Source organism: Streptomyces sp. NPDC059668, assembly GCF_042734135.1.
Taxonomy (GTDB): domain Bacteria; phylum Actinomycetota; class Actinomycetes; order Streptomycetales; family Streptomycetaceae; genus Streptomyces.
The window spans coordinates 54,672-70,378 of sequence record NZ_JBHWEL010000003.1; the positions used below are offsets into that span (position 1 = coordinate 54,672).

At 68.1% G+C, this 15,707-nt stretch carries 10 protein-coding genes and 8 pseudogenes; 10 read left to right on the top strand and 8 right to left on the bottom strand.

Features of this window, described 5'->3' with window-relative positions:
• Window positions 1–89: 89 nt before the first annotated feature.
• Window positions 90–261 (bottom strand): annotated as a pseudogene (locus ACFV2J_RS03885) (IS5/IS1182 family transposase); the annotation flags it as partial.
• 711 nt (window positions 262–972) lie between these two features.
• Here ACFV2J_RS03885 and ACFV2J_RS03890 point away from each other — a divergent pair.
• Both ACFV2J_RS03890 and ACFV2J_RS03895 read left to right on the top strand, forming a co-directional pair.
• Window positions 973–3,231, top strand: a complete 2,259-nt coding sequence (locus tag ACFV2J_RS03890; RefSeq protein WP_385088188.1) for a M4 family metallopeptidase — start codon at window positions 973–975, stop codon at window positions 3,229–3,231.
• Between the two features lie 76 nt (window positions 3,232–3,307).
• Complete coding sequence (locus ACFV2J_RS03895) at window positions 3,308–7,174, top strand: S8 family serine peptidase (RefSeq protein WP_385088186.1); 3,867 nt, start codon at window positions 3,308–3,310, stop codon at window positions 7,172–7,174.
• Between the two features lie 227 nt (window positions 7,175–7,401).
• On the opposite strand, the pseudogene ACFV2J_RS03900 reads toward ACFV2J_RS03895, so the two are convergent.
• Window positions 7,402–7,868: pseudogene (locus ACFV2J_RS03900) on the bottom strand (transposase family protein); the annotation flags it as partial.
• 100 nt (window positions 7,869–7,968) lie between these two features.
• Between ACFV2J_RS03900 and ACFV2J_RS03905 the strand changes: the two are divergent.
• The 3 genes from ACFV2J_RS03905 to ACFV2J_RS03915 all read left to right on the top strand — a co-directional run bounded on the left by ACFV2J_RS03905 (window position 7,969) and on the right by ACFV2J_RS03915 (window position 9,680).
• Window positions 7,969–8,604, top strand: coding sequence for a hypothetical protein (locus ACFV2J_RS03905; protein ID WP_385088184.1), 636 nt, complete (start codon window positions 7,969–7,971; stop codon window positions 8,602–8,604).
• A 117-nt stretch (window positions 8,605–8,721) separates the two neighbouring features.
• Window positions 8,722–9,039: a hypothetical protein gene (locus ACFV2J_RS03910; protein ID WP_385088182.1), complete on the top strand. Its 318-nt coding sequence runs from the start codon at window positions 8,722–8,724 to the stop codon at window positions 9,037–9,039.
• 173 nt (window positions 9,040–9,212) lie between these two features.
• Entirely contained in the window at window positions 9,213–9,680 is a 468-nt protein-coding gene (locus ACFV2J_RS03915; RefSeq protein ID WP_385088180.1) for a DUF5959 family protein, read from the top strand.
• Here the strand turns inward: ACFV2J_RS03915 and ACFV2J_RS03920 are convergent.
• Window positions 9,660–9,899, bottom strand: a pseudogene (locus tag ACFV2J_RS03920) (transposase); the annotation flags it as partial. The gene ACFV2J_RS03915 and the pseudogene ACFV2J_RS03920 overlap by 21 nt on opposite strands.
• 117 nt (window positions 9,900–10,016) lie before the next feature.
• On the opposite strand from ACFV2J_RS03920, the pseudogene ACFV2J_RS03925 reads away from it, so the two are divergent.
• Both ACFV2J_RS03925 and ACFV2J_RS03930 read left to right on the top strand, forming a co-directional pair.
• A pseudogene (locus tag ACFV2J_RS03925) lies at window positions 10,017–10,115 on the top strand (transposase); the annotation flags it as partial.
• Window positions 10,116–10,140: 25 nt separating this feature from the next.
• Window positions 10,141–10,567 (top strand): annotated as a pseudogene (locus ACFV2J_RS03930) (transposase); the annotation flags it as partial.
• On the opposite strand, the pseudogene ACFV2J_RS03935 reads toward ACFV2J_RS03930, so the two are convergent.
• Window positions 10,566–11,051 (bottom strand): annotated as a pseudogene (locus ACFV2J_RS03935) (hypothetical protein); the annotation flags it as partial. The pseudogenes ACFV2J_RS03930 and ACFV2J_RS03935 sit on opposite strands and share 2 nt — an antisense overlap.
• 196 nt (window positions 11,052–11,247) lie before the next feature.
• Here ACFV2J_RS03935 and ACFV2J_RS03940 point away from each other — a divergent pair.
• Entirely contained in the window at window positions 11,248–11,604 is a 357-nt protein-coding gene (locus tag ACFV2J_RS03940; protein WP_385088178.1) for a hypothetical protein, read from the top strand.
• Here the strand turns inward: ACFV2J_RS03940 and ACFV2J_RS03945 are convergent.
• Window positions 11,594–11,769: pseudogene (locus ACFV2J_RS03945) on the bottom strand (transposase); the annotation flags it as partial. The gene ACFV2J_RS03940 and the pseudogene ACFV2J_RS03945 overlap by 11 nt on opposite strands.
• 101 nt (window positions 11,770–11,870) lie before the next feature.
• On the opposite strand from ACFV2J_RS03945, the gene ACFV2J_RS03950 reads away from it, so the two are divergent.
• On the top strand, window positions 11,871–12,701 hold the full coding sequence (locus ACFV2J_RS03950; protein WP_385088176.1) for an IS5 family transposase: 831 nt from the start codon (window positions 11,871–11,873) through the stop codon (window positions 12,699–12,701).
• On the top strand, window positions 12,698–13,120 hold the full coding sequence (locus ACFV2J_RS03955; protein WP_385088174.1) for a hypothetical protein: 423 nt from the start codon (window positions 12,698–12,700) through the stop codon (window positions 13,118–13,120). Before ACFV2J_RS03950 ends, ACFV2J_RS03955 begins: the two co-directional genes overlap by 4 nt.
• 22 nt (window positions 13,121–13,142) lie before the next feature.
• Here ACFV2J_RS03955 and ACFV2J_RS03960 read toward each other — a convergent pair whose 3' ends face one another.
• The 3 genes and pseudogenes from ACFV2J_RS03960 to ACFV2J_RS03970 form a co-directional block, all read right to left on the bottom strand.
• Window positions 13,143–14,084 carry a hypothetical protein gene (locus ACFV2J_RS03960; RefSeq protein WP_385088190.1) on the bottom strand — a complete coding sequence of 314 codons (942 nt, stop codon included), beginning with the start codon at window positions 14,082–14,084 and terminating at the stop codon, window positions 13,143–13,145.
• Between the two features lie 130 nt (window positions 14,085–14,214).
• Window positions 14,215–14,787 (bottom strand): annotated as a pseudogene (locus ACFV2J_RS03965) (transposase); the annotation flags it as partial.
• A 46-nt stretch (window positions 14,788–14,833) separates the two neighbouring features.
• Window positions 14,834–15,418 carry a DinB family protein gene (locus ACFV2J_RS03970; protein WP_385088172.1) on the bottom strand — a complete coding sequence of 195 codons (585 nt, stop codon included), beginning with the start codon at window positions 15,416–15,418 and terminating at the stop codon, window positions 14,834–14,836.
• Between the last annotated feature and the right edge of the window lie 289 nt (window positions 15,419–15,707).

Sequence of the window (15,707 nt, forward strand, 5' to 3'; positions counted from 1 at the left end):
CACTCCCGTGCTGGGGGGGCGCGCCCCCCCGCCCCCCCGCCCCCCCGCGGTCTGGGGACCAGTGGTGCCACCGGGGGGGGGGGGGGACGTCGTCCCGGCCCCAGGCGTTGGCCGGAGTCTCTGCCCTCGCGAGCGATGCGAGGCGTGATGCCACGGGCGCGCAACCCTCGGCGCGGGTGGTCGTAGTCGTATGCCCTTGTCGCCATGGAGTTCGCCCGGCTTGCGCCGCCGGCGACCGTGTCGGGAGCGGATCGGCGGTATGTGGGGATACCATTCCGCCCGAGATTTGACACGTCGATGGGGCATCGACCAATTGCGAGCCCAACTCGGGTTCATTGGTGCTGAGTTGTAGGCCACAACTGTGTTGGTGATGCCATTCGCCTCGGCCGAAGCCGCCAGGATCCAGCCCGAATGGGGAAACGGGTAGCCCCGCTACGGGACATTCTGGCGCGCCACGTCATTGGCCGTAACAGGTGCCGTGGTTGCGGGATTTGTGTCCCGTCGTCCTGAGCGCCGCGTCAGCGAGCGTCCGACGGTGCGGGGAGCGCGCACGCGGCCCGGACCAGGTCGGACGAGGGTGCCGGCGAGGAGGGGGTGATGGTGCGTATCGCGTCGGTGAACGGGACGGGGCGGCCCGGCAGGCGGCTCCTCCGAGACGGGACACACCCATTTCCCGACGGTCCACGTCGCGCCGACCGTTTCGTGCGGCGGGCGTCGTCCGCCGCATGGCGCCGATGAGACATGTCGCAGGTGCGACACCTGGCGCTAGTGACGTTTCAGGTTCTATTAGCTGATCCTTTCGGTGGCATTTACCTCCAGCTGTGCGCGGGTGTTCTACAGCCTGGTGATCGCCTGCACAGCGGCCGCATTTGGCCTTTCCACGCCGTCAGTTCAAACCGGGCAGTGCCGAACGCCATGCTGCCCGGGCTGTTCGCCGGCCGCCATCCCGTGGCCGCCGCAGAAGGAGTACGAGTGAGACGATCCCCTCGCAGGTCGGTGGCGGGCGCACTGATAGCCGGCGCCACGGTGTTGGCCGTCACCGCGTCGTCCGGCACCGCGATGGCCGGTACGCCCCGGGCGCGCGCCAGTGCGGTCCAGGTCCAGCCCCGGGCAGGCGCACTCCCCGTGCAGCTGTCGGCCGCGGAGCAGGCGCGGCTCCTCGGAGCGGCACTGGCGGGACGAGCGGCCACCGCACGGTCGCTGCATCTCGGAGCGCAGGAGCAGTTGGTCCCCAAGTCGGTCGCCAAGGACGCCGATGGCACCGTGCACACCCGCTACGAGCGCACTTTCGCCGGACTGCCCGTCCTCGGCGGCGACTTGGTCGTACACACGGCTGCCGACGGGACGTCGAAGGGGGCCGACAAGGCCACCGACGCGCGTATCGGTGTGCCGACCACCACCGCGATCCGTTCCGCCGCTTCGGCGAAAGCCCTCGCGCTCACCCGCGCCAAGGCCAAGGGGGCCACCAGCCCCACGGTGACCAGCTCCCGCGAGGTGGTCTGGGCGGCCTCCGGAGCCCCGGTCCTGGCCTGGGAGTCCGTTGTCGGCGGTCTGCAGGACGACGGCACCCCTAGCCGACTGCACGTCATCTCGGATGCGAGGACCGGCGCCAAGCTGTTCGAGTATCAGGGCATCGAGACCGGCGTCGGCAACAGCGAGTACAGCGGCAAGGTCACCTTGGGGACCACGGTGTCGGGCTCGACGTACACCATGACCGACAACAGCCGTGGCGGCCACAGGACGTACGACCTGGGTCACGGCGACTCGGGTACCGGCACCCTGTTCACCAACTCCACCGACACCTGGGGCGACGGCTCGCCGTCCAACGCCGAGACCGCCGGTGTGGACGCCGCCTACGGCGCCCAGGTCACCTGGGACTTCTACAAGAACGTGATGGGCCGCAACGGAATCCGCGACGACGGTGCCGCCGCCTATTCCCGCACCCACTACGGTGTCGCCTACGACAACGCCTTCTGGGACGACGCCTGCTTCTGCATGACGTACGGCGACGGTGACGGCGACGACCACCCGCTGACCTCGCTCGATGTGGCCGGGCACGAGATGAGTCACGGCGTCACCGCCGCCACCGCGGGTCTGGTGTACGGGGATGAGTCCGGCGGTCTCAACGAGGCGACCTCGGACATCTTCGGCACCTCGGTCGAGTTCTACGCCGACAACGCGAAGGATGTCGGCGACTACCTCATCGGCGAGAGGATCGACCTCTACGGTGACGGCACCCCGCTGCGTTACCAGGACAAGCCCTCGCGGGACGGCGTCTCGCCGGACAACTGGTCCCCCGGCATCGGCAATCTGGACGTGCACTACTCGTCCGGCCCGGCGAACCACTTCTTCTACCTGCTGTCCGAGGGAAGCGGCGCGAAGGTGGTCAACGGCGTCAGCTACAACAGCCCCACCGCCAACGGCGTGGCGGTACCCGGCATCGGCCGCGAGAACGCCGCCAAGCTCTGGTACAAGGCCCTGACCGAGCGTTTCACCTCCACCACCGACTACTCGGGTGCCCGTACCCAGACCCTGCAGGCCGCCGCCGACCTGTGGGGAGCCGGCAGCGCGACCTACAAGACCGTCGCCGACACCTGGGCCGCCATCGGCGTCGCCGCCCGCGTCACGGTCACCAGGCCGACGGACCAGAACACCCTCGTCAAGACGCCCGTGAGCCTTCAGGTCCAGGCCGGCAGCAACAACCCGGGAGCACTCACGTACTCCGCCACCGGTCTGCCCTCGGGCCTGTCCATCAACGCGGCCACGGGCCTGATCTCCGGAACGCCGACCGCCGTCGGCCTCAGCACCGTGACCGTCAAGGCAAAGGACTCCTCCAAGGTCACCGGCTCGGCGACCTTCGGCTGGGGAGTCACCAAAGCCGGCGGCAACGTCTTCACCAACACCACCGACGTACCGGTGCCGGACGCAGGCGCGGCCGTGTACTCCCCCGTCAAGGTCTCCGGCCGGGCGGGCAACGCGCCGAGCACCCTCGCGGTCGGCGTCAACATCGTGCACCCCTACCGCGGTGACCTGGTCGTCGACCTGGTCGCCCCGGACGGCAGCCTCTACCACCTGAAGAAGTCCAACGGCTTCGACTCTGCGGCCAATGTGATCGCCACCTACACCGTCAACGCCTCCAGTGAGACCGCCGGCGGTACTTGGAAGCTGAAGGTGCGGGACGCGTACCACCTGGACAGCGGCCACATCAACAGCTGGAAGCTCACCTTCTGAGCGGTGCCCCGTCCCAGCCGGACAGTACGCATTGCCGCAGTCCTGCCACGCCAGCCCTACGAGAGGTATCCGACTGATGTCCACCATCCGCCCGGCGGCGGCGATAGCCGCGGGCTTGATGCTGGTTGCCGTAGCCGTGCCGGCCGCGTCCGCGGCACCGACGGCCCGCACCGCGACCGCCGCCCCTCCCGCCGCCGCGCCGACGGCCCGCTCCGCGACCGTACGGCTGGTGACCGGTGATCAGGTGACGGTGACGACGCTGCCCGGCGGCCGGCACACCGCGTCGGTGCGGCCAGGACCCGGACGCGAGCACATTCCCTTCCGGACGCTGGAGGGAGACGACAAGGCACTGACCGTGCTGCCGTTCGACGCCCAGGGGCTGGTGTCCGCGGGCACCCTGGACCGGCGGCTGTTCAATGTGACGGCCCTGATCGCCGATGGCTACGACGAGGCCCACACCACCGCGCTGCCGCTGATCGTCTCCTCGCAGCCGGTGCCGTCACGCGCCGGAGCCAGGGTCACGGCACAGGCGTCGAAGGCCGCCACGGCCACCGCCGGCCGGCTCGTGGCGCTCAAGGCTGCCGCGGCTCCCTTCCGTCACCTGGAGAGCATCCACGCGCAATCGATGCAGGTCGCCGACCGCGACCTGGGCACGTTCTGGAAGACACTCAACTCCGGGACGGCGTCGGACGCCGCCCGTGCGGCGGTCACTCCGCGGATCTCACTCGACGGCAAGGTGAAGGCGCTGCTGGACCGCAGCACCGCGCAGATCAACGCCCCCACCGCGTGGAAGGCGGGCTACGAGGGCCAGGGCGTCAAGGTGGCCGTGCTGGACACCGGTGCCGACGCAAGCCATCCCGACCTCGCCGGGCGCATCGCGGAGGCCAAGGACTTCTCCGGCAGCGGGAACACTGGTGACCACTTCGGGCACGGCACCCATGTCGCCTCGATCGTCGGCGGCAGCGGCGCGGCGTCCGGAGGGACCCGCAAGGGTGTCGCCCCCAAAGCCGACCTGCTGATCGGCAAGGTGCTGGACGACAGCGGTTCCGGCGACGAGTCGGGCATCATCGCCGGCATGGAATGGGCGACCGGCGAACACGCCAAGGTCGTCAACATGAGCCTCGGCGCGTCCATCGAGACCGACGGCACCGACCCGCTGAGCGAAGCCGTCAACACCCTGACCGCCTCCACCGGCACACTGTTCGTCGTCGCGGCGGGCAACGACGGCCCGGGCACCTCCACCGTCGGCACGCCGGGAGCCGCCGACTCCGCTCTGACCGTGGGGGCCGTCGACCGCGACGACTCCCTCGCCCCCTTCTCCAGCCGCGGACCGCGCTTCGGCGACGGTGCGGTCAAGCCCGACGTGACGGCCCCCGGGGTCGGCATCGTCGCGGCCCGCGCGGCCGGTACCACCCTGGGCGACCCGGTCGACGCCCACTACATCTCCCTGTCCGGGACCTCCATGGCCACCCCGCACGTCGCCGGGGCGGCCGCCCTGCTGGCCCAGCAGCATCCCGACTGGCAGGCTCAGCAGATCAAGGACGCCCTCACGAGCACCGCTCACACGGTGGCCGGCACCAAGGTGACCGAGCAGGGCGGCGGTCGCATCGACCTGGCCACGGCCACCGGCCCGGTCACGGCCACCGGCTCCGTCACCCTCGCCCCGCTCCAGATCGGCGGTGCGGCGGGACAGCGGCAGGCGGCCACCATCCACTACACCAACGCGGGTGACCACCCCGTCACCCTCTCCCTGGCGGCGGGCCTGGCCACCGACACCGGGAAGGCGCTCCCGGCCGGAGTCGTCAGTCTGGCCTCCGACACCGTGCGTCTTGCCCCCGGTGACACCGCCGACGTGCCGCTGCGCACCGACGTGGCGAAGGCCCTCCGCGGTAATTTCTACGGCTACGTCACCGCGAAGGACCCGGCCGGTGCCGTGGTGGCGCACACCACGGTCTCCCTCGTCGTGCACGCGCCGCAGCACCGGCTGACCGTCGTCTGCCGAGACCGCAACGGCCAGGTCGTGCCCGGCGCGCTGCCGAACATCTGGGGCGCCGACGGCTGGGCGCAGTACACGGACAGGGACGCGGCGGTCGCCGTCGTGGAAGAAGGCACGTACTACCTCAACTCCGGCTTCTACGACACGACGTCGGACGGTGACCAGGTGGGCGACGTCGTCGTCCCCGAGGTGAAGGTCACCAAGGACATGACGGTGACGCTGGACGCCTCCCATGTCACCGAGGTGAAGATCCGCACACCTCGTCCGGCCGAGCAGCACGGCGTCATCAGCACGATGCTGCACCGCGAGATCGACGGCCACGGACTGCTCCAGGGCGCCCTCTACTTCGACACCGTCAACCACCTCTACATCAGCCCCACCGCTCCGGTCACCGACGGTGCCTTCGAGTACCACTCGCGCTGGCAGATGGTGGCCCCGCAGCTGCGCGCGAAGGTCTCCGGCACCTCGCAGGCATTCACCCCGTACTACGAGCCGCTCTCCCCGGTCTTCGGGGACCGCGGCGCACGACTGACCGCCGTGGACGCCGGGTCCGTGACGGCGCCCGAACTCGGCAACGTGCGGGGCAAGCTGGCCGTGGCCCGGTACGCGTGGCCCACGGGCGACTACGCCGGTTTCTCAAGGCTCGCCGCGGCCGCCGGCGCCAAGGCGGTGCTCTTCGCCTGGGAGCCGGCCGGGGGCGCCGCCTGGACCCGGTGGCAGCCGGACGGTGACCGGTTGGAACTGCCGTCGATGCGGACCAACTGGAAGAACGGGGGAGCCCTGCTGGACCGCATCAAGAAGGGCACCACGACGCTGGAGTTCTCTGGCACGGTCAACAGCCCGTACCTGTACGACGTGATGCCCGTCTCGAAGGGCTCCATCCCGCAGCAGATGGTCTACACCGTCTCGGACCGGAACACCGCGCAGGTCCGCGCCACCTACACCCGCACCGGTGCCTCGGCCTGGGCCAGCGAGCAGCGGTTCGCATGGCGGCCTTACGAGGACACGGCGTGGAATCAGTACAGCCGCTACGTGCCGGTGGGTCAGGAACGCGTCGAGTACGTGAGCAGCGCCGAGGACACGCTGTGGAACCACTTCGTGCACCACAACGTGGTCTGGATCCCCGACTTCCCCTTGCAGGCCGGCTCGCAGGACGCACCCCACACCTACCGGCCCGGCCAGCGCGCCACGGAGCAGTGGTTCAAAGCAGTGGTCCGGCCGTCGATCCCCCGCGGCTTCTCCATGAAGTCGGTGCGCAACGGCGACACCTTGTCGGTGTACGTCCCGGAGTTCAACGACTCCGGCACCGGCCACTGGTCGTTCTCCGAGCTGCCGTCCTTCGGCGGCGGTGTCGGTGGCGCCGCCGCGAAGGACAGCGGGCCCTTTCCGGTGCCCGACACGGCCACAGCGGTGCTGTACCGCAACGGGAAGCAGATCGCCGCGTCCGACAACAGCGCCTGGGGCAACCTGGAAGTGCCCCCCGGCAAGGCCACGTACGCTCTGGACCTGACGACGGCCCGCGAATCGGACGACTGGCACTTCGCCACCGACACGCACACGTCCTGGACGTTCCGCTCGGACACCGCGGCCGCCTCGACGATGCTGCCGCTGCTCCAGGTCGACTACGCCGTACCGGTCGACACCCAGAACCGGATGGACCGGGAGCGCGTGCACACGGTCGGACTCAACGTCCGTATGCAGGACGGCATGCCCGCCCCGCGCGGGGTGAAGCTGAAGGTCGAGGCGTCCTACGAAGACGGGAAGAACTGGGCGGCGGTGCATACCGCCCACTACCGCAACGACGGGCAGTTCATCGCCAGCCTGGCGCGGCCGTCCTACATCCACGGCGACGCGTACGTGACGCTGCGGGTGACCGCGACGGACGCGGCTGGTGACAGCGTCCAGCAGACCGTGGTCCGTGCGTTCCTGCAGCGCGCCCCCAAGTGAGTCGACGGCAACCACCGGTGACGTGAACCGTCCCGGCCCGAGCGCGGCGGGTGCCGGGGTCTTCGGACCCCGGCGCCCGCCGTGTCGTCCGACGCCGCCCAGCGCCGCTCGGCGAGACCATCCCGGCGGGCATCGGCACAGGATCAGTCGCGGCCTTCAGCGGCCAAGTCGAGCGGATGCAGCGGCAGCAGGTGCCCCGGGATGCTGTCGAGGTGGCAACGCAGACAGTCATTGCGGTTGCCAGGCAGTGGTCGACCGCCGGCAACGACCAGGCGGGGATCAGCGTCGACGACGACCTGGTGGTCGGTCGAGCAACGATTGGTCCTGGACTGTATGGCGACGGAGCGGTCCCGGGTGGGCACCAGCGTGCCGTCCACGATCAGTACGGTGTCCGAGTGACCCTGGCTTCGACACCTGAGCGCAAGCAGCGGGCCAATGTGGTGCAGCATGCGGCCGGCGGCCGACTTGGACACACCGAAGAGTGGTGCGAGCTGTCGTAGCGTGAGGTTCGTCCGCCAGTAGGCAGCCACCAGCAGAACCCGGTCCTCAGGTGACAGACCCCAGGGGCGTCCTGGACCTACTCCATCGGCACCCTCTCGCCGCAGGGCGACGATCGACGTGCGGAAGTCCCGCGGAGTCAACCGGTGTACGGGAACATCCACAATGTCTCCGACGCGGTGATCACACGAGGCATTCCGTGATCGTCGCAGCGGCAAGCAGAGCCTCCTGAGGCGGGCAGCGGCGTCCCGGACGCCTCTGCGGGGAGTGTCCTCGTCCTCTGCCATGCTGCGTCCGTGACCCCTCATGGCTCCGGCAGGAAGGCGACCGATGTTTGGTCGCTGCCCGAAGACGAGCAACTCATCGGGCAGCGCATCGGCGAAGCCCTGCCGCTGTCCGGCTGGCTGGCTGGCTGGCTGTGCAGTCATCCCGGCCCGAAGGGCCTTCACCAGGTGCATTTGCATCGTTCAATCGAGGAGGCCTTGAGCTGCGGTGGTCGGCAGGCGTTTCTGCTTCTGCCGGCAGGGGCTCAGGCACCTGAAGATGTCATGGTGAACGGCGCGGTCGCCCCCAGATCCGATATCGGGCACTCAGCCGTCGTCCAGTTCCTGTGCTCACGCCGCATCCAAGACGGCGAGGGCGAAGTCTTCGAAGCCGGCCGTCTCGCCGTGCGCTGGTTCGAGCAGGAGGTCGGGCCTGAGCGGCACCAGCTCCTGACCGAGGAGACGCGCCTTGTCTGGAAGGCTCTGCGCGCGGCGACCCGGCCGGCCAGTGTCGAGAGCGCACAGGGCCGACGAATCACCGGCAGGAGGATCGGCCTTGCCGCCCATGACCTCGTGACCAGCAGCGGGATGCTGCTGACACGAGGCGGTGCCGAACGTCTGCGTCTGACCGCGGCAACCCCCACCGGTCAGTTGCGGGAGGGGCCTTAGCAGCCCGGCGCACATCGAACCCCTCTTAAGGGCTGTCCCGCAAAGTCTTCCCGGCGACCCAACAAGTCCGACGGTTGGGAGCTCTGCCATGATCGCCTGTCTACGAGAGGGGCTGTGATGGCCATCGACGAGCGACCTGACCCGGTACAGATCATCGCGAGAGTCGGGACGAGCTTCTCCCCGGAACAGCCCGAGCGAGCGATCCAGGTGTGGATGCATCTCGCCGCGAAGGCCGGGTGGGATGTCAGCCGCCTCGACGAGGTTTCCGTCGACTTGGACTCTGGCGAGTGCGGGATCGTCGACATAGAAGGCCTGCGATACCTGGTACGTCGGGGCCGAAGGGTGCGTGGGACTCTCTATGACGACAGCGGGGGAAGGCTTGTCAAGCGACCGATCTTCGACTTCGCCGCATGGGCCGAACCCGTAGCGGGGTGATTCCCCTGCTCCGGAGCAAGTACGAGGGAGGCGACCTGTGGCAAACCCGAGACAGCGGAGAAGCTGGGAGCGAACCTTCCGACAGGGGCTAAGAACTCCTAACGAAACACAGACCAACACCAGTTTGCGACTCGTGCATGATGATCGGAAGCGTTGGGAGTTTGGGAGGGTGCGTGCATGGAGGCGAGGGGGCGGACCTGATCTGTCTGATCGACCCGGACAGCAGCGTTCGGGTACGCATTCTGGGACGGAACATGCCCGGGGACACGCCGCTCAACGACTACCTCGATGCGGAGCTCGTCATCACGAGCGCCTTCGCCAGCGGGCGCCTTGGGCTGTGCTTGTCACCGGAAGCCATGGGCGACTGGTCAACGGCCCTCGACGAGCTCTCTGACAGGCAGGGCATCCGCTGGACGGCCATGGGCGACACCGAGATCCGGATTGAGATCGACAGGCAATTCTCGATGCCCCGTCCTGTCGTCACGGTGGACGACAGTGGCGAGTCCGGGGTTTCGGTCCGCGTCGTCCTGGATCCGGGGGACGGCTGGGTGGCCGAGCTGCACAAACAGCTCGGCCGCGTCCGGCAGACGTGGCCGAACGAGGTGGTGACGACGCCTCGGTCAAGGAACTACTGGCAATGAGTTCAGGCGTCGCCAGCAGATGAGTGCGCATCCGAGGGTGAGGAAGGCTTCGTGGATGTCGTCGCGTATCTCCCAGCGGATCCGTAGGCGGCGGAACCAGTGCAGGTGGGCGAAGGCGCGTTCCACGGCCCAGCGTTGGGTGCCCAGACCCGAGCCGTGTTCGGTGCCGCGGCGGGCAATCAGTGGCTTCACACCGAGTTCCCGGACCAGGCGGCGGTAATCACCGCCCATAACTCGTCATCAACTTCCCACGGCTTCGGCCGAGCCAGATCCAACCATCGCGAAGATCATTTCGTTAGGAGTTCCAAGAAGGGCCAGCACGATGGCTGGAGTACAGACCGGCTGGTTTTCCAGGGCATCCTGTTCGTGCTGCATACCGGGATCTCCTGGGAACGCCTGCCGCAGGAGCTCGGCTTCGGGTCGGGCATGACCTGCTAGCGGCGATCAGCAAGGCCGGACGCGCTGCCTGGTCACGCTGTTACGGCCGAAGAGCCCAGGGATGGCCGAGCGGCTGGTCGAGGACGTCTTCACCGCCCTGGACTAGCAGACCGTCACCGTTCCGGGCACCGAGGCGGTCGCACTGATCGTCCCGAGCTGGCCGGATCCCTGACCGCAGTCCTTGACCAGCGCAGACTCCTGGCCGGGCGGATCGAGGAACTCCTGGAGACCCACCCTCTTTCGAAGGTCCTGATGTCGATGCCGGGAGTCGGTGTCAGGACCGGGCCAGGAGTCTCATCGAGACCGTAGATGGCAGCACCTTCCCAACCGCCGGCCACCTCGCCACCCAGGCCGTCCTCTGCCTCGCCCGACGCCGGGCCGACGTCCTCTTCGCCATGCTCCGCGACGGCACCTTCTACGAATCACGTCCGGCGGCCACGGTCGGCTGATCTGCGGTTCGGCCAGCTGTACCACCCGGTCGGAGTCGACGTCGAATCCCAGCACCGGATGGCTCTGGTCCCAGTCACCTTCGGGCGTCATCACCACCGGCTTGCTCAGTCGGCGCCCGATCGCACGAAGAAATCCGCACAGCACATCCAGCCGGTCCTGTCCCTGCAACTCCCTCAGGTCCACGTCGAAACCGATCTCGTCAGCCGACTCCAACCGAAAGATCGCCAACACATCCGGTGTCAGCCAGACCCGTAGGCCCGCGCACTCGGCATCAGCAGGCCGCGACAGCACCTCCCCAGCACGCGGCAGCGGAATGACCACGTCACCTTCGGAGTACTCACTCCGCCAGCCACTCGCAACGATCAGATCGAGGACAGCTTGCCAATCCTGGACCGTAGACCCCGTGACCCACACATCCGGAAAACACCCCTCCCACTCAAGGTCGAAGAAACCCTTCACGTCATCCCACAGCAGCTCAGACACCAGGCAATGCTGACCTCAGCCCGACCACAAACGCACCCGGATTTCCTTGACCAAGCCCATAGCGGTACCCCCAGCCAAACTTCGAGGGCGTCTCACGTGGTGGGTTCGCGAGCTCCTTAGATGTCGTTTCTTTTGGCTGTAGCGGGCCTGACGACGGGCTCGGATGGGTGTCAGTGTGGTGTGAAATTCTCAGGGCATGAGCTACGACCTGGCTGTCTGGGAGGGCGGGCGGCCGGCGGATGACAAGACCGCCGGCCGAGTCTTCAACGCGCTGCACGACCGCTATCTCGACGGTGATGTCGTGGAGCCTCCGTCCGAACGCATAGCTGCCTACGTTGCCGCGCTTCTGGAGCGGTGGTGCGACATCACCGAGGACGAGGAAGAGACCTCGCCCTGGTCGGTCGGACCGTTGATCGAGAGTGCAAGTGGTCCGCTCATGTACTTCGGGATGAGCTGGAGCAGGGCCGAGGAAGCTTCGGCCTACGCGGCAGATTTGGCAGACGCGATGGGACTGGTCTGTTTCGACGTGCAGGAGAACCGGATCAGGCCCTGAAAAGGGTGGCCAATCGGCGGTTGCAGATGAGAGCTGCGGCTATGCCGACGAAAGCGAGGAAGGGTTCTGCCTTGCGCTCGTAGCGGCGGTGGAGCCCCGACGACAGCCGGTGAGCCAGGAGATGGTCTGTTCGACGACCCACCTGTGGCGGCCGAGTCGTTGTGAGAGGGCGGTATGTGGCGCGATGCTGCGTTTGTTATCGCTGGAACGTGTGGCACAGGCGTATCGGGGCTGATCGGGGGGCCTGTCGTGGTGGAGTGTTCCTCGTGAGCGATCGCCAGCCCTACAAGAGCGACTTATCCGATGAGCGGTGGGCCCTGATCGAACCCGTCATCGCCTCCTGGAAGGCTCAGCATCCCTCCGTCAGCGGCCACCAGGGCGCCTACGAGATGCGGGAGATCGTCAACGCCCTGCTCTACCAGTCCCGTACCGGCTGCCAGTGGGACTACCTCCCCCACGACCTGCCCCCGATCGGAGCGGTGAAGTACTACTTCTACAAGTGGCGCGACGACGACACCGACCAGACCATCCACGACCTGCTGCGCTGGCAGGTCCGCGAGAGCCGAGGGCGCGAGGCCGACCCGAGCCTGGTGGTGCTCGACACCCAGAGCGTGCATTCGGCCGCCGGGGTGCCCGCCGACACCACCGGAAAGGACGCGGCAAAAAAAGTCCCAGGCCGCAAACGCGGCCGGGCGGTTGATGTTCTCGGTCTGGTGATCGCGGTGGTGGTACTGGCCGCTTCCGCGCACGACAACGTCGCCGGCATCGCCTTGCTGGACAAGGTCGCCGCCGACACCGACACGGTGCACAAGGCCCTGGTGGACCAGGGGTTCAAGACCGCCGTCATCGACCACGGGCAGATGGTGGGCATCGACGTCGAAGTCATCGAGCGCAACCCGGCAGCCAGAGGGTTCGTCCCGCAGCCCAAGAGGTGGGTGGTGGAGCAGGTGAACGGGATCATGATGCTGCACCGCAGGCTGGTGCGGGACTACGAGCACCGGCCCGCCTCCGCCGAGTCGAGGGTGTATTGGGCCATAAGCGACCGGATGACCCGGATGCTCACCGCGACCTCCGCTCCCACTTGGCGCGGCGCATGAGCGGCAGCGACCTGACCTTGGGAGCGGTTCTGGCGCACCTGGAGGAGCAAGAGCGCGAGATCGCCGCGCAGGCCGAGGCCACGCGAGGACGCATCGCGGAACTCGCCGCGCAATTGGAGGAGTTCGACCGGCTCACCGAGGAAGTACGCATCACCCGCAAGACCCTGCTAGCGCTCCCTGATCCATCCTCGCCGACGCCGCCGGCCGCGAAGCTGCCGGACCATCCGGCCTATCAGCAGATCATGGCGGTGTTCGCCGCGGCCGGCGGCCCACTGCGGGCACGGGCGGTCTGCGAGGCGATAGATCTGGAGATCGCGCCCAACAACGTCAACAATGTCCGGCTGAAACTCAAGCGGCTGGCCGACCGCAGGATCCTGACGGAGACCGAGCAAGGGCTGTTCATCCTGCCGCGACCGTAACCTCGGTCGCTGACATCGAGCATCAGCTCGCACGTCGCCCTGCGAGCAAGTCCTGAAGCGACTGGGACTGGAGCTGCAGGGGCGGAGCCATGTCGCCGAAGGACTTGCTAAACGCTTGCGGCGACCGCTCCAGTTCCATGAGCACGTGCTCTGCTGTGTCGTTGCCGGCAAGGTCGGGCGCCAGGGCCGCGCAGACCCGAACGCCTGCATGCGGGTCAGTCAGCCAGGAGTGCGTGTCGCCGCCGAGGTGACCGATGGCAATCACCATCGTCGCCAGGTCGTACGAGGAATCGGCGGCCAGGGCCATCGACGTCAACTGTTTCAGCAGTTCCGAACGTTGCGCGGAGGCCGCGGGATGCCGCGCCAGTGCCCCGACCGCTGCGGCGGCACATGTCCTGCGCCTGGCACGTTCCGACGCGAGGTACGGCAGTGTTCGCTGCAGCAGCACGGGAACCACGTCGAAGCAGGAGAGCGCCGCCTGATCGAGGACGAGTTCACCCAGCCCTGTGCCGTCCTGCCACATCCGGGCCCGGCCATCCTCATCAGCCGACACGTACTCGACCGTCCAGTCCCGCAGCTCCGGCGCACGGTCCTGGACCCGAGCACGGATCTCCGTCGCCTGGTCGCCGAGGTCGGCGGCGGCGCCGACCACGTACAGATAGGCGAGCATGGCATCGGGCAGCGAGGGATCGTCGAGCCCGAGCAGCGGGTTGTCCAGGAGCTCGGCGACAAGCATCGCGGTGGGCGCCGTCGCAGGCCATGCCTTGCCCTCGCGGCGAAGCGTCGCCGACCACAGGTGCGAGTACCCGTCGACAGAAGCCCGCGCATCGTTGCCGAGGAGGGCTGCCAGGTGTCCTGGCGTGTCGCTGGCAGGTCCCGAGGCGTGGAACAAGCCGGACCAGTCCACGTCATGCGTTCGGTCATCCACAACGGGGATCGTGGCACAACACTTCGTCGTGCTCACGGCCCGGACTCACTCCGGATCGGTGGACATGTTCGCCCGGCCCGGCACGCTCACTCCTCACGCGAATACCTGGCCCGCCAACCTCACCCAACCGAGCCACGAACCGGACATCAGCTTGCGTATCGCCCACTGAGGACTCGATGCCCCTACGGGCGATGCGATGACGGATGCCGCGTTTGCGGAGCCACCGACGCAGGTGGTCGTAGTCGTAGCCCTTGTCTCCGTGGAGCTTGCCGGGGCGCCGTCGACGAGGCACTCGACGGGATCGGATCGGCGGGATGCCCCGCACAAGCGGTTCAAGACCGAGACTGTCGTGCATGTATGCGCCGGAAATGCCAAGCGAGAGCGGTAGTCCGTTCCGGTCGGTGATCAAGTGGATTTTCGATCCAGGCTTGCCACGGTCGGTCGGATTCGGTCCCGTCAGCGATTCCCCCGGAGGCCGCGTCGACGATCCCCGCGGTCCGACCTCGGTCCATACCGTGAAGCGGCGATGCACGGTGGCGGAGGACGTGCCGAACGTCGGCGGCAGATGCCGCCAGGCACAGCGGCTGGTCAGCACGTACACCACTGCCGTGAACACGGCCCGCTCGTCACACGGAGCAGTCCCACCACCTTGCGGTCGAGCAGCGAACGACGGCAGTAACGAGGCGCCCCGCTCGCAGAGTTCATCAGGAACCAGACGCTTCGGCAGATCAGCTCCCAGGACCGGCGTCATGCCGCTCGAACATCAAGTTACGTGGGGCAGCCCTCTACGCCTTGCCTGATGAGGCCGATCTGGCGGCTTGCTCGATCTTCGCCCAGTAGGCGGTGCGGGCGTCCTCATCGATCTGCATCTCGTGTTCGGGGCGCATCCCGGTCCGGCCGTCGACGCCTTCACGCAGGATGTCGGCGTGCCCGGCATGCCGGTTGGTCTCCCCGAGGACGTGGACCAGGATGGCGAACAGGTTCGTGTTGAGGTAAGGCTCCGGCCACCACGGCACGTGGCCGGGGGCATCGAGGGCAAGCTCGTCGATCGTCGCGTCCGAGTGTTCCCACGTGCGCCGGTAGGACTCGATGATCTGATCGCGTGCCTCGTCCTCAGCCGCCCACAGATCGCTGCCGTCGTGGTCCTGCCACCGGGGCAGCGGTTCCGGGGACGGCCGGTCGAAGACCTCGCCGAAGTACCTGGCCTCGACGCCGGCCACGTGTTTGACCAGGCCCAGGAGGTTGGTCCCGGTCACTGTCAAAGGTCGCCGGGCGTCGTACTCGGACAGGCCGTCGAGCTTCCAGAGCAGCGCTTCGCGGTCCCGCCGCAGTCTCCCGTGCAGGCTGTCCTTCGCGAATTCATCGAACATGCGGCACGAGCCTGCCATGGGCTGCTCGTGGCCTCAAGATCCCGTACGTGGACCGCAACAACCGGCAGAGTCGAATTCTGGCCATGACCAGCGCCCCGAGCTACTCAAAAAGCTCGCGGAACCTGCCACGTGAGACGCCCTCTTGAGCACACCTGCCACCGGCGCGGGGCGGGGGGCGCCCCCCCGGGGGGGGGCCGGTGGGGGGGGGGGGGAAAGGGGGGGGTTGAGGTGCCCCCGAACCGCCCCGACCACGGGGGGGGCGGGGAAAACCCCCCCCCCGGGGTGGGTG